General features: G+C 61.2%; 16 protein-coding genes. 9 read left to right on the top strand and 7 right to left on the bottom strand.

The genetic code is table 11. The features are described 5' to 3' along the window. Positions 1-298: hypothetical protein (locus SH809_02155; GenBank protein MDZ4698484.1), on the bottom strand; the 298-nt coding region annotated here is incomplete at its 3' end. Between the two features lie 104 nt (positions 299-402). Further along, entirely contained in the window at positions 403-921 is a 519-nt protein-coding gene (locus tag SH809_02160; protein ID MDZ4698485.1) for a hypothetical protein, read from the bottom strand. A 320-nt stretch (positions 922-1,241) separates the two neighbouring features. Here SH809_02160 and SH809_02165 point away from each other — a divergent pair, with 320 nt between their 5' ends. Beyond that, positions 1,242-2,597, top strand: coding sequence for an aspartate kinase (locus SH809_02165; protein ID MDZ4698486.1), 1,356 nt, complete (start codon positions 1,242-1,244; stop codon positions 2,595-2,597). Between the two features lie 90 nt (positions 2,598-2,687). Beyond that, the gene (locus SH809_02170) at positions 2,688-3,071 is read left to right on the top strand and encodes a hypothetical protein (GenBank protein MDZ4698487.1); all 384 of its coding nucleotides are present in this window, start codon (positions 2,688-2,690) and stop codon (positions 3,069-3,071) included. 88 nt (positions 3,072-3,159) lie between these two features. Here SH809_02170 and SH809_02175 read toward each other — a convergent pair whose 3' ends face one another. Beyond that, positions 3,160-4,581 carry an L-serine ammonia-lyase gene (locus SH809_02175; protein ID MDZ4698488.1) on the bottom strand — a complete coding sequence of 474 codons (1,422 nt, stop codon included), beginning with the start codon at positions 4,579-4,581 and terminating at the stop codon, positions 3,160-3,162. Positions 4,582-4,816: 235 nt separating this feature from the next. Here SH809_02175 and SH809_02180 point away from each other — a divergent pair, with 235 nt between their 5' ends. Next, complete coding sequence (locus SH809_02180; protein ID MDZ4698489.1) at positions 4,817-5,086, top strand: hypothetical protein; 270 nt, start codon at positions 4,817-4,819, stop codon at positions 5,084-5,086. A gap of 162 nt (positions 5,087-5,248) precedes the next feature. Here the strand turns inward: SH809_02180 and SH809_02185 are convergent, their stop codons facing one another. Next, positions 5,249-5,563: an HPF/RaiA family ribosome-associated protein gene (locus tag SH809_02185; GenBank protein ID MDZ4698490.1), complete on the bottom strand. Its 315-nt coding sequence runs from the start codon at positions 5,561-5,563 to the stop codon at positions 5,249-5,251. 218 nt (positions 5,564-5,781) lie between these two features. Here SH809_02185 and SH809_02190 point away from each other — a divergent pair, with 218 nt between their 5' ends. The 6 genes from SH809_02190 to SH809_02215 all read left to right on the top strand — a co-directional run bounded on the left by SH809_02190 (position 5,782) and on the right by SH809_02215 (position 10,386). Further along, positions 5,782-6,453, top strand: coding sequence for a Crp/Fnr family transcriptional regulator (locus tag SH809_02190; GenBank protein MDZ4698491.1), 672 nt, complete (start codon positions 5,782-5,784; stop codon positions 6,451-6,453). Between the two features lie 250 nt (positions 6,454-6,703). Further along, positions 6,704-6,913 (top strand): DUF2892 domain-containing protein, encoded by a 210-nt coding sequence (locus tag SH809_02195; GenBank protein MDZ4698492.1) that lies wholly within the window; start codon positions 6,704-6,706, stop codon positions 6,911-6,913. A gap of 116 nt (positions 6,914-7,029) precedes the next feature. Further along, positions 7,030-7,920 carry a sterol desaturase family protein gene (locus tag SH809_02200; protein MDZ4698493.1) on the top strand — a complete coding sequence of 297 codons (891 nt, stop codon included), beginning with the start codon at positions 7,030-7,032 and terminating at the stop codon, positions 7,918-7,920. Between the two features lie 42 nt (positions 7,921-7,962). Next, entirely contained in the window at positions 7,963-8,403 is a 441-nt protein-coding gene (locus tag SH809_02205) for a rhodanese-like domain-containing protein (protein ID MDZ4698494.1), read from the top strand. A gap of 203 nt (positions 8,404-8,606) precedes the next feature. After that, on the top strand, positions 8,607-9,599 hold the full coding sequence (locus tag SH809_02210; protein MDZ4698495.1) for a cysteine synthase family protein: 993 nt from the start codon (positions 8,607-8,609) through the stop codon (positions 9,597-9,599). Positions 9,600-9,657: 58 nt separating this feature from the next. Further along, a complete protein-coding gene (locus SH809_02215) occupies positions 9,658-10,386 on the top strand; it encodes a lysophospholipid acyltransferase family protein (protein MDZ4698496.1) in 729 nt (242 codons plus the stop codon). A gap of 27 nt (positions 10,387-10,413) precedes the next feature. On the opposite strand, the gene SH809_02220 is transcribed toward SH809_02215, so the two are convergent. From SH809_02220 to SH809_02230, 3 genes are all read right to left on the bottom strand, one after another. Continuing rightward, positions 10,414-10,647: a hypothetical protein gene (locus tag SH809_02220; protein MDZ4698497.1), complete on the bottom strand. Its 234-nt coding sequence runs from the start codon at positions 10,645-10,647 to the stop codon at positions 10,414-10,416. A gap of 235 nt (positions 10,648-10,882) precedes the next feature. Continuing rightward, a complete protein-coding gene (locus SH809_02225; GenBank protein MDZ4698498.1) occupies positions 10,883-12,154 on the bottom strand; it encodes an ACP S-malonyltransferase in 1,272 nt (423 codons plus the stop codon). 54 nt (positions 12,155-12,208) lie between these two features. Beyond that, positions 12,209-12,477, bottom strand: a 269-nt coding sequence (locus SH809_02230; GenBank protein ID MDZ4698499.1) for a hypothetical protein, incomplete at its 5' end; no start/stop codon positions are given.

The following is a 12,477-nucleotide window of genomic DNA, read 5'->3' on the forward strand; positions in this document are numbered from 1 at the left end:
CGAACGGCGTGAAGACCGGCGTTGTCTCGGGAGCGGGTGTCAGGACCTCCTCGGCGGGCTCCGGTGCCGCGACGGAAGCGCCGCCGGGGGGCGGCGCCTCCAGACGTTCCGTGGCGGGGCGTTCCATGACAGGGACCTCCGGTCGGCCCGCCAGACGCTGCTCGACCTCCTTGAGCCGGCGACGCATATCGAGCTGTTCGTGCAGGAGGTAGCCGAGAAAGGCGCCGGGAAGGATGCCTTCTTCGTCAAGGAACACGGCGCCCGCAAATGCGCCAAGTAGCATGAGGATCCAACGCATAGAGAAGCAGGTCTGGTCCGATTGGCGAATGGGGGCGAACGATAGGACTTTTTGGGTCAGACCGGTTACAGCCTGTCAACCCGTAACCGGTCGACGCAAATCCCTCACTCCTGTCGCGCAAAGTACATCACATCGTCTTCATAAAGAGCCGAATTGCCGGCGTTGCGCAGAAGAAATGCGCGAAGCGCGGCGCTGGTTGTCGGTATATCCTTCATCAAGTCGTCGGTTACCAGTTCGGCACGCAACGTACGGTCGTCCGAAAAGGCGAACCGGACGATCAGGTATTCGTCCTTGCCCTCCGTGATGATTTTCAGGTTGCCGAAGTAGTCGCCGGCGAGCTGCGTGGCATAGGCCTGAAATCGGTAAGTTTCCTGCTCTCCTTCGAGATTGATCGAGATTACGACGATGGAAAACTGGATGGAATCCCGGGTCGAAATGGTCATGACGGGGGGCGCCTCGTCCGGCGCATCCTCGCCGATCCGCAGCCCGATCCATTCGCCTGCGAGACCCCCGATGCGGGGCGCTTCGTCGAGCGGTGCGATCGGGACGGGTGAGGTATAGCAGCCCATCAGAAAAAGGAGTCCGAAAAGGGCGCCGGCGGGAAATAAACGGATGCGGTTCATGGTTGTGCTCGGTGAATGAATGGAACGCCAGACAACTTCGTACATTTCGCCGCACGGGTTACGCCAGGAGATATGACGTTTGCGCGCTGGCGCGGATGTAACAGGAAATGGCGTGTTATTGACAGCTCCATGGGCTGAAAACCTCGTCTTGACCGGGACAACCGGGGCGCTTTCCCGATAGGAAGCGCTTTCATTTTTCTAAAGTTCAAAGTTGGCGGCCCCATCTTACCTCGTGCGCATGTAAACTAGATGCTGGGTACTAGTTGCTGGTTGTGTTCAGCCGTCGAGCAACCTGTATCACGCATCCAGCAACCAGCACCATGAAAGTAGCCAAATTTGGCGGCAGTTCACTCGCGACGGCGGAGCAGGTCCGGAAGGTCTGTGCCATCATTCGATCGGATGCGGATCGCCGGCTCGTGGTCGTATCGGCCCCCGGCGCCCGATTTTCTGGAGATATAAAAGTAACCGATCTACTCATTCGGCTCGCCGAAGCCCGTCTGGCTGGAGTGTCGGTGCAGGAGGGGGTGGATGAGATTGTCGGCCGCTACGCGGCGATTGCCGGGGCTTGCGGGGCGCCGGCGGAGGTAGTGAATACGATTCGGCGCGACCTTGAAACGCGTCTCGCGGCGACGTATGCGAGCGAGGGCTATTTTATGGATGCCATGAAAGCCGCCGGCGAAGACAATAGCGCCAGACTGGTTGCCGAGTGCCTGCGGGTGTGCGGCGTCGACGCGCGCTATGTGAATCCCGGAGACGCCGGCATGGTATTGTCCGACGAGGCCGGGAATGCCCGGGTCCTCGAGAAGGCGTACGACCGCCTCGAGTCGCTTCGCCACAGCGCCGGCGTCACCATCTTCCCCGGTTTTTTTGGTTATGCCGAGTCCGGGCATATCGTCACCTTCCCGCGCGGAGGCTCGGACATCACGGGCGCCATCCTGGCCGCCGCCGTCGATGCCGATGTCTACGAAAACTTTACGGACGTGGACTCCGTGCTGGCCGCCAACCCGCGCATCGTGCGGGACCCGGAGGCGATTTCGACCCTGTCGTACCGCGAGATGCGCGAACTGGCCTACGCCGGCTTTTCGGTGTTCCACGATGAGGCCCTCGAACCTGTCTTTCGGAAGCGTATCCCCGTGAATATCCGCAACACGAACAACCCCGCGGCCCCTGGTACCCTCGTGGTCGGGCAGCGTGAGATCGAGCCCGGCCGGCCGGTGGTGGGTATCGCGGCGATGAAAGGGTTTTGCAGCGTCTACATCAGCAAGTATCTGATGAACCGCCAGGTGGGCTACGGCCGCCGCGTGCTCCAGGTGTTTGAGGACGAAGGCATCAGCTACGAACACGCCCCCTCGGGCATAGACGACATGTCGGTCATCCTTCGCGAGTCGGCCTTCCCGCCCGCCATTGAAACCCGCGTGGTGGCGTCGTTGCGACGGGATCTCGAGGCGGACGATGTCTCGGTGGAGCGCGGTCTCGCGTTGATCATGCTCGTCGGCGAGGGCATGCGCCACTCGATCGGCATCACGGCCCGCGCCGGCGCCGCGTTCGAACGCGCACGGGTGAACATCGAAATCATCAATCAGGGCTCCAGCGAAGTGAGCATGATGTTCGGGGTGAAGGACGAGGATATGGATGCGGCCGTCCGCGCCCTGTACGAAGAGTTTTTCGGCGCGTAGCCGGCCCCGGGATATTTTTAGATACAGGTGTGGATCTGTACCTGATTCATTACATTAGGTCGTCGCCGTAACTCGCACGCCAGCTTGTAGATGGATCCAGCACAGCTCAGTAGTCTTCTGCACACCACCGGATACAAGCTCAGCACCGCCCTGAGCCCTCGTCAGGGCAAGGTGTGGATGGCGCTGATGATCCACGCCGGCCAGTTCACGTTTCTGGAGCGAGAACACGCCATCGAGGTGGTGGAGCTCTGCGAACGGGTCGAATTAACGAACGACTGCGGCGCCGGGGCGATCGATGCGGTGAAGGATGTGTTGAATAGCCTCATGCGCGTCTCCGCGGTTCGCTCGGACGATACTTCCTACTACCGCCACACCCTCATCACCTGGTTCGCCATCGAAGGCGGCCTGCTCCGCTACAGCCTCGACGGCGCCTTCATGCACCGCATCCTGCCCATCGTGACGCGGGCAAACTAAGCGATTACAGATCATCGATTTAAGCGTACAGGATCTGGCTTCAGCCCCTGACCCATCGCTTAATCTGTAATTTTCTAGTTGTATTCCCCTAACATTCGGGGACGCGCACCGAGATATTGACCGCGAGCCCGCCCTGGGACGTTTCTTTGTATTTGCTGCTCATGTCCTTGGCCGTCTCCCACATCGTGTGGATGACATCGTCGAGGGAGACGCGGGCGGCGGCGGGGTCGCCGTCGATGGCCAGGGCGGCGGCGTTGATGGCCTTGATGGCGCCCATCGAGTTTCGTTCGATGCAGGGGATCTGGACGAGGCCGGCGATGGGGTCGCACGTCATGCCCAGGTGGTGCTCCATCGCGATCTCGGCCGCCATGAGCGACTGCCCGACACTGCCGCCCTGCACCTCCGTCAGCGCCGCCGCGGCCATGGCGGAGGAGACACCGATTTCAGCCTGGCATCCGCCCATCGCGGCCGAGATCGTCGCGCGCTTCTTAAAAAACGTCCCGATTTCACCGGCCACCATGAGGAATCGGGCGATCTCCCGAGGCTCTACAACGTGGGTCGAAAAACACACATGATACATCAGCACCGCCGGGATGACGCCCGACGCGCCGTTGGTGGGCGCGGTGACGACACGGCCCAGGCTGGCGTTTTCTTCGTTGACGGCCAACGCAAAGCAGGAGACCCACTTCAATACATCGCGGAAAACAAACGGGCGCGAGCGGATGGCCTCGATCCAGCTATCTACATCCGGGTAGACGGTGTCGCCCAGGAGCTTGTGCGCCATATCGCGGGCGCGCCGGCGGACCTGCAGGCCCCCGGGCAACAGGCCTTCGGTGTGGCAACCACGAAAGATGCTGGACTTCATCACCTCCCAGAGCCGGGCCAGGTCGACCTCGATCTGAGCCGGCGCCCGCCAGGCCTGCTCGTTGGCCCACACCATATCCGCGATCCGAAGCCCGTCGCGCCGGCAATGCGCCAGCAGGTCCTCCGCCCGCTCGGTCGGGTAGGGCAACCTGAGGGTGGATTCGGGATGCTCAGACTCCCCCTCTTTTACGACGAAGCCGCCGCCTGTCGAGTAATACACCGATTCCAGCCGCCGCTCGCCGGCCGAAGCGAGACACTTCATGCCGTTGGCGTGGAACGGAAGGCGCTCGGTTTTTAGATAGACGATATCGGACACCGGGTCGAACGGAATTTCGCGTCCCGGCGTCAGGGCCAGGTGCCGGCGCTCGCTCAGGGCCTCGATGACGGCATCGATCCGGTCGACCGGCACCGTCTCGGGCTCGTACCCCAGGAGCGCCAGACAGATCGCTTTGTCGGTGCAGTGCCCGCGTCCGGTGAGGGCGAGTGAGCCGTAGAGCACGACCTGGATGTGGTTCACCTCCTCCAATCGCACCTCCTGCCGCAATTCGGCCAGCCACCGTTGGATGGCGCGCCAGGGACCCAGCGTGTGCGAGCTGGACGGGCCGACGCCGATTTTGAGCATGTCGAAGACACTGAGCGCGGACATACGAGGCAGCGATACGTTGTCGGTGAAAAGCAGCGCTGGAAGATAGCGCCCGGGCGTCTCGAAGCCTATCGCATGCCGCACGCACCGCGGGTGATGTGGTGGATGGCCTGACGGGGGGTATCGGCGAAAGCGGTACCGGGCCGGGGAACACGACTGTCAGCCGGGCCGCTTCGGCCGGCGTACGTATAGACGTGTACCTCATCACCAACGGTTCGCCGCATAGAGGCGGCGTAGTATGTCGCACCGTGTTTCACTTGGACATTTCTCTGCCGCCGGCAGCACCTTCAACATCGCCCGTGTGGTGGGTCTCGGCATCATGGCCGTGGCGCTGTTCCTGCTGCTGCTTGTCGTGATGTCGATCGGCGAGGCAGAGTGGCAGGCCTGGTTGTGGATGCTGATCGGAGCGGTCGGCATCCTTTCGCTGGGCGCTATTATCTGGACGCTCGGCAACATCGAGTGGCACTTCCGAGAGCTGCGCGCGATGTTGGAAAATGAAGAGGATTAAACAGGAGATAGCATAAAGCGAGACCGCATGTCACGCAGAGACCCATAACCCCGATTCGCGGCGTAATGGGTCTCTGGAGGATGTTTTTAAACGAAGCAGGTAACGACTGTAGCAATCTTTAATGTGCGATGTTTAATCAATAGAACGAATCTATGATTCGTTCTATTGATGCCGTTCGATGAGCCGTTCGCGCCAGCGTTTGACGCAGGTCATGGTCGCTTTTTTGAGTTGCGTGACCGCTGTATGGATGTCCGGGGCGTCTTCTTCGATAAAAAAGCGATCCCCCGGGACGGTGATGGCCGCGCTGGCGCGGAAAGGGGATTCGGGATTCTCGGTGCGGGCGAGGGTGACGATGGTCCCTATCGCTTCGCTGTCCATCCGGCCGAAAGCGCGGAGGGTATCGTTCATTTTCTCCCTGGTGAAGGCTTCAAGGGCTTCGGTGAGCGTGAAACCCACGGTTTTTATGCTGATGTTCATCTCAAACTCCTCAATGATGTGCATAATGAACAAACTGTTTCCCTCGGTGCCGGCGCAGCGACGGGTCCCATGGGAGCATACGCCAGTAAGCGGCCGGCAGGAAAGCGGTGAATGCTGATGGTGGCGTAGGGGAATCATCTACACGCTGGTCGAAACAAGCCGTGTGTCGCTTGTTCGTATCTTGGGGCGTTCCACATCAGCCCGAAGTACCGATATCGATGGAAACATCCCGAGTTGAGGCCGACCGATTGGTCGAACGATTTCCTTTCCTGCGCCAGTCGACGCCAGCCGTGGTCGATGATTTTCTCCGGCAGGGGGTACACAAGCGCCTCGCCCCGGGCGAATTTATTTGCCTGGAGGGCAACCAGTGCACGTTTTTGCCCTTTGTCCTCTCGGGACAGGCGCGGGTGTACAAAGCCAGCGACGCGGGGCGCGAGATCACGTTGTACCGGATCGCCGCCGGCGAGAGCTGCGTGCTCACGGCGTCGTGTATCCTAAATCACATCGCCTTCCCGGCCTTTGCCGTCGCCGAGACCCCGGTCGAGGGCTTTCTGGTGCCGGCCTCGGTGTTTCGGACGTGGATCGACACCCACAGCGCCTGGCGCATGTTCGTCTTCGACATGTTCGCCCAGCGGTTATCGAGCATCATCAGCGTGGTTGAAGAGGTGGTCTTCCGCCGGCTCGATGCCCGGCTCGCCGCGTTTCTGCTCGATTCCGGGGTGGAACGCGTGGCCACGACCCACGAGGCCATCGCGACCGAACTGGGCAGCTCGCGCGAAGTCGTGAGCCGGCTGCTGAAGGAGTTCGAACATGAGGGGTTGGTTGAGCTCGAACGCGGCGCGATCGGTCTTACTTCGCGAAACGGGCTGCTACATCGGGCACAGAAATGATGGGCGAAGGGGAAAATGTAGCGGTTGTGACAATGTTACGGACATTACACGGGGATTGCATGTAGATTACTCCCGCAACCAGGAAACGAGATCCGGCAGATGCGCCGGCGATGCCCCATGAATCGAGCACACCTTGTCGTGATCGGGAAGCTGCTGCTGGTCTGTTTGATCTGTGTCGGCCTCATCACGGGGCTTGTCGTCTTGTTTTCCTGAAAATTCCCGCTAACCTGAGCTTCTCAAGGTAAGAGCCATGAAAAAGAACATGGGAACGATCGATCGCATCATCCGCGTCGTTGTCGCCCTAGTAATCGGTATTCTCTATTTCACGAACCAGCTTACCGGCACCGCCGCCATCATCCTGGGTATCCTCGCGGTCGTGTTCTTGCTGACCAGCGCAGTGAGCACGTGCCCGCTGTATCTGCCGTTCGGGTTATCGACCCGGCCGAAACAGGCGGCCTGAGCGTCGGGTCCAGCGTCCGCCGCGCCCTGGCGCGCGGCGACAGATGAGGCGTGGTGCGCGGCCGGCTCTCGGCTCGCGCACCACGCAGTTGTTTTTAGCCTCCTCGGTACCGATCCATGCCGCGCTACATCGACATCTTCCTGGAAGCCTACGCCGGCTACGCCCGGTATCTGTGGCACGAGGTGACCCATCCGCACCTGACGAATTATTTCTACTGGCTGCTGGGCGTATCGGCGTTTTTCTTTTTGCTGGAGATCGCGCGCCCGTGGCGCAAGGAGCAGGCCCGGTTCCGGAAGGACTTCTGGCTGGACTTCTTCTACATGTTCTTCAATTTTTTCTTCTTCTCCCTCATCATCTATAACGCGGCCTCCCAGCTATTCGTCGAGCTTTTTAAGGATTTACTGGCCCTGTTCGGGGTCCGAAACCTGGTGGCCATCCACCTCGACACCTGGCCGGCGTGGGGGCAGCTCGTGACGCTGTTTGTCGTGCGCGACTTCATCCAGTGGAATATTCACCGCCTCCTGCACAGGGTGCCGTTCCTGTGGGAGTTCCACAAAGTCCACCACTCCGTCCAGGAAATGGGCTTCGCCGCCCACCTCCGGTTCCACTGGATGGAGAATGTCGTCTACCGCGTGATCGAGTACATCCCGCTGGCGATGATCGGCTTCGGGATTGGCGATTTTTTTATCGTCCACATCTTCACGCTGGCCGTGGGGCATTTTAATCACTCCAACTTCCGCCTGAATCTGGGCCCATTCAAGTATATTCTGAACAATCCGCAGATGCACATCTGGCATCACGCCCGTGTCTGGCCCGAAGCCCACGTGCACGGTGTAAATTTTGGGTTGACTCTGAGCATCTGGGACTATTTATTTAGGACGGATTACATCCCCTACGACGGGAGAGACATCGAGCTTGGGTTCGAGGGACTGGAGTCCTTCCCCCACACGTTCGTCTCTCAAAACTTGCATGGCCTCCCGTTACGACGTCCCGGCAGTACCCCCTGAGTTCATCCACATCGCCCGGGACGGTGATTGACACATCACTCTATGCGATCACTCTCCATCGGGGTAACGCGCGTCACCACCGTGCTTACCCGCCGGCGTCTTCTGTTGTCGACGCTGATGTTGTTGTTTTGCGGCTTCGTGCTGATCGTATACGGGCGGGGCACCGCCCTGTCCGTCAGCCCGACGGCGCTGGTCGGCCGAATCGGATCGGTGGATGCGCCAACGATTCTCGATGTCCGAATGGGGTTCGAATATGCGAAGGGCCACATTCCCGGCGCGCTGAGCGTACCGTTGCACGTACTGCTGCTTCGGTATGAAGACCTTGTGATCGCCTACGACAAGCCGGTCGTAGTCTACTGCGGCACCGGGTTTCGGGCCTGCTTCGCCTCGTTTATCCTGCAACTCGTCGGCTTCGAGCAGGTCTATGTGTTGGAAGGCCACATGGGAGGGTGGCAGCGCGCCGGCTTCCCGCTCTCATCCTAGCCGCCCCTCTTTTTGCGGACTCTTAACATGAGAAGCGCTATCTTGAGCGCCGAAGTCCGGGCTGCACGTCGTCAACGCGCTCGACGCGATCCTCCGCTCCCCGCTCCTTTGACTCCTGCGCGGTTCGTTCTATATTTTGCGCTGAGGACGAATCGTTCCGTCGGTTTACCGATTCTCTGTACCCTTCAGTAACGATGGGAGGTATGAACGTGTCTCGCTCGGTTTTGTCTGCTTTGCCCGATCATTCCACCGAGGTTATCGCCCCGATATCGAGTACGATGTCGTTGTTGGCCTGTACGCAGCTGCCTCCAATCTCCCACATCGGGAATACCCCCCTGATCCGGCTACGCAAGGTTACTGAAGGGGTGCCTGCCCGCGTGGCGATATATGCCAAGGCCGAGCATCTCAACCCGAGCGGTTCGGTGAAGGACCGCACGGCGCTCCAGATCATCGTGGAGGCGATTCGCTCCGGTGACTTACACGAAGGGAAGACGTTGATCGATTCGACGAGCGGAAACACGGGGATTTCATACGCGATGATCGGTGCGGCGCTGGGGATAGCGGTCGAAATCGCGATGCCCGAAAATGCCTCGGAGGAACGGAAACAGACCCTCCAGTCTTACGGCGCCAGGCTCACGCTCACGGACCCCGAACTCGGCTCCGACGGCGCTCAATGTTATGTGCGCGATAAACTCGCCGAGGATGCGGACGGCTATTTTTATGCAGACCAGTACAATAACGATGCAAACTGGCGCGCGCATTATGCCGGCACGGGCCAGGAGATCATCGACCAGACCCAGGGCCGCATATCCCACTTCGTGGCGGGCGTGGGCACGACGGGCACCTTCGTGGGCGTCACGCGCCGGCTCAAAACCTACCGGGACGGCATCGTATGCGCGGCCCTCCAGCCGGAGGACCCCCACCACGTACTGAAGGGGCTGCGGCACATGGAGACGGCGCTCATACCAGGTATCTACGACCCGACCTTGTCCGACCTGGACCTCCGATGTAGCGATGAGGAAGCGTACGACATGACCCGCCGGCTGGCGCGCGAAGAAGGGCTGCTCGTCGGCATCTCCTCAGGTGCCAACGTCGCGGCTTCGATCCGGCTGGCCCGTCAGCTCACCGAGGGCGTCATCGTAACGATCCTGTGCGACAGCGGCAACCGCTACCTGAGCCAGTCGTTTTGGGTTTGATGGTCTGTTTCCCCCGTCTATCCGCGTTCTGCTTCGCGCCCGTAGCCGGCTGCTCCCTATGATCGACCGCCTCTTTACCTTCGTTTTTTTTATCTACTTCCTCATCACCGCCACCATCTGCGCCACCATCGCCGGCCTCGTGCGGCTTGTGACGCAACCCTTCGACCAGCGGCTGATCCTCCTGCATAAGTTCGCCACGTTCTGGTCCTCGCTGTACATCTGGGGGATGCCGGCGTGGAAGGTCACGGTGTACGACCGGGAAAAAATCGACCAGAAAGCGACATACGTGATTGTCTCGAACCACCAGTCGCTCATCGACATCATGGCCGGCTACATGCTCCACACCCACTTCAAGTGGGTGGCGAAGGCGGAGTTGTTCCGGGTGCCGTTTGTCGGCTGGAATCTGATGCTCAACCGCCACGTCAAGATCAGACGCGGCGACCGGCAGGGCATCGTGGACATGATGCACGACGCGACGACCCACCTGGAGCAGGGCAGCAGCGTGTTTATCTTCCCCGAAGGCACGCGCTCGGAAACCGGAGAGGTGCAGCCGTTTAAGTCCGGCGCCTTCACGCTGGCGAAACGGGCGAAGGTGCCCATCCTCCCGGTGGCCATCATCGGCAGCAAGGATGCGCTCCCCAAGGGCCGGCTCTCGATCCACGGCAAACACCATATCCGCGTCCGCGTGCTGGACCCGGTTCCGTACGAATCGTTCGCCGAACAGGATGTCAAGACGTTGACGGAACGCGTCCAGTCCACCATCGCGGCGGTGGTGCGGGCCGGGTGAAGGGCTGATGCGGAGCCGGCAGTCGGGCTACGACCAGGGCGCTGCGAGACGTGCGGGCTCGGAGACCTGCACAGGTGGATCGGCGTGTTGCGCCCGATAGACGGGTTTGACGGGGGTCTCCTCCTGATAGATTTCAGGGGCTAATCCACTGGCGAGCCGTACTACGAGGAAGAAGAAGAGGAAGAGGCAGATGCAGACGATAAAGACAAAATACCGGACAGCGCCTGCTGAAGAGGCGCTTGAATAGTCAACAAGGGTCATTGTGGGTCAGTCGGTTAATGCTCCGGAAGGGGTAGATCCCGGGGTAATCAGTCGGTATGGCCCGGGGCGCTCCAGGGGTAGTTCAAGGAGTCAAGTTGATGGGAATAGGATACGAACGACGCGGACTGATCGTCGTGGGGTTTCGGGCAAAGCCGGGGGCGTTTGAGGCACACGTTCTTCGAGCCGGGTGCGCCAATGCTCCCCACGTCGATTCTCCACTGGCGTAGTTCTCCCGTCAGAGGGTCTGCAGGGCTAGCAACATGGCCTTTCCCAGGAGGGGTTCCGAGGCGCCGTCGCCGCCGGAGACGAGGTAGGGTTCGGGTTTCGCCGGGGCATCGGTGGGTGCGGAGCGCGCGGCGATGTCGGATGCATTCTCCTCGGCGGTCTCCAGCACCAGGGACACCGCGCGAGCCTCGATGGCCGGGCCGGCGGCGACCAGGGCCTTGAACGCCTCGTCGGTCGGGACGCCGTTGCGGAGCGGGAGGTGTAGCATAGCCGGGCCCCCCGCCGGCGGTGCGCCGAGGCGCGAGAGCAGCTTCATCGTACGCGCGGCCTCTTCGATGGTCTCGACATTGATGGCCGGGACATAGAGGCCGTGCCGGTCGACGCCCTGGAAGGCGCGCTTCGTGATGCTTTGCAGGTTCGGGCGTTTACTGGCCGGCCCATCCCCCTTCCCGATTCCGCCGCCAAACTCGAACACGACGTTCACGCCGTCGGTGATCGCGCGTTGCACGCTCCAGATCCACTTGACAGGGTTAAACAGCTGGAAGAAGAGGTAGGCCTTGATTCTGGCGACGTCCTCGTCGTGGTATTCGCCCGTGTAGTTCGACAGCACCCGGCACGCCGGCGAGCGGATGTCCGCCGCGTTGAGGGTCGGGCGAAACGCCTCCGCGGCGCTGATCATCAGGTAGGTGTGGAAGGCGCCCTCGGTGTTGAGCGGAATGCCTTTCACGCCGAGGCTTTCCGCGTAGGTCTGGAGCGCCTCCAGATCGTCCTCGGCGCCGCCCACCACCGTCTGCTCGGGGAGGTTGCAGCCGCCGATACCGCAGTAGAAGCGGTCGGCGAAACCGCGGACGGTGTCCAGCTCGAGTTTAAAGGCCACCATCTTCCCCCGCCCGTATTCGCCCATCAACTCGCCGCGGCGCTGGACGAGCCGGAGCGCGCCATCGAACGTCAGTGCGCCGGAGGCGACTAGGGCCGCGTACTCGCCCAGACTATGGCCGGCGGCCACGCTCGGCGCAAACGCGCCGTCGGTGATCTCCCGAAACACCTCCATACACGCGATGGCGTGAGTGAGCAGCGCCGGCTGGGTGTTGACGGTTCGGGTCAGCTCCTCGTCCGGACCCTCGAAGGAGAGTTTTTGGATGTCGTACCCGAGCACGTCGTTCGCCTGCTGGTAGACCGAACGGGCTATGGCAAACCGATCGCAGAGGTCACTTCCCATGCCCACGTATTGCGAGCCCTGTCCGGGAAACGTGAACATGATCTGAGGGTCGTAGGAGGCCATAAAGCAGTCTGGTGGATGGCAGATGGGATCTGGGAGAAGGTACGCAATCACCCTTCAACGCACAACGTCCACCGTTGGCTCGGTCAGTTCTTGCGCGGCCTGGAGGATGAGGTCGGCCGTGCGCGGGCCGAGGGAGTTGGTTTCCTCGTAGTGGTGGTTCCAGTCGTGCGAATCCACATACGGGCGGATGGAGTGGACCTGGAAGTTGAACGGGGGGATGATATATCCGAGGAAATCCTGGGTGACGCCCAGGAGCAGGGTGACGGGCGCGTCGAGCCGGTCGCGGAGGTATGGCGGAGGCGGCGCGCCGGCGAGGTCTTCGA

This window comes from Rhodothermales bacterium (assembly GCA_034439735.1).
In the GTDB taxonomy this organism is placed as follows: domain Bacteria; phylum Bacteroidota; class Rhodothermia; order Rhodothermales; family JAHQVL01; genus JAWKNW01.

What these genes read in the sequence shown, in the direction of transcription:
- SH809_02160 (MDZ4698485.1), bottom strand. Translation starts at nt 921, where the DNA reads ATGAACCGCATCCGTTTATTTCCCGCCGGCGCCCTTTTCGGACTCCTT.
- SH809_02165 (MDZ4698486.1), top strand. Translation starts at nt 1,242, where the DNA reads ATGAAAGTAGCCAAATTTGGCGGCAGTTCACTCGCGACGGCGGAGCAG.
- SH809_02170 (MDZ4698487.1), top strand. Translation starts at nt 2,688, where the DNA reads ATGGATCCAGCACAGCTCAGTAGTCTTCTGCACACCACCGGATACAAG.
- SH809_02175 (MDZ4698488.1), bottom strand. Translation starts at nt 4,581, where the DNA reads ATGTCCGCGCTCAGTGTCTTCGACATGCTCAAAATCGGCGTCGGCCCG.
- SH809_02180 (MDZ4698489.1), top strand. Translation starts at nt 4,817, where the DNA reads ATGTCGCACCGTGTTTCACTTGGACATTTCTCTGCCGCCGGCAGCACC.
- SH809_02185 (MDZ4698490.1), bottom strand. Translation starts at nt 5,563, where the DNA reads ATGAACATCAGCATAAAAACCGTGGGTTTCACGCTCACCGAAGCCCTT.
- SH809_02190 (MDZ4698491.1), top strand. Translation starts at nt 5,782, where the DNA reads ATGGAAACATCCCGAGTTGAGGCCGACCGATTGGTCGAACGATTTCCT.
- SH809_02195 (MDZ4698492.1), top strand. Translation starts at nt 6,704, where the DNA reads ATGAAAAAGAACATGGGAACGATCGATCGCATCATCCGCGTCGTTGTC.
- SH809_02200 (MDZ4698493.1), top strand. Translation starts at nt 7,030, where the DNA reads ATGCCGCGCTACATCGACATCTTCCTGGAAGCCTACGCCGGCTACGCC.
- SH809_02205 (MDZ4698494.1), top strand. Translation starts at nt 7,963, where the DNA reads ATGCGATCACTCTCCATCGGGGTAACGCGCGTCACCACCGTGCTTACC.
- SH809_02210 (MDZ4698495.1), top strand. Translation starts at nt 8,607, where the DNA reads ATGAACGTGTCTCGCTCGGTTTTGTCTGCTTTGCCCGATCATTCCACC.
- SH809_02215 (MDZ4698496.1), top strand. Translation starts at nt 9,658, where the DNA reads ATGATCGACCGCCTCTTTACCTTCGTTTTTTTTATCTACTTCCTCATC.
- SH809_02220 (MDZ4698497.1), bottom strand. Translation starts at nt 10,647, where the DNA reads ATGACCCTTGTTGACTATTCAAGCGCCTCTTCAGCAGGCGCTGTCCGG.
- SH809_02225 (MDZ4698498.1), bottom strand. Translation starts at nt 12,154, where the DNA reads ATGGCCTCCTACGACCCTCAGATCATGTTCACGTTTCCCGGACAGGGC.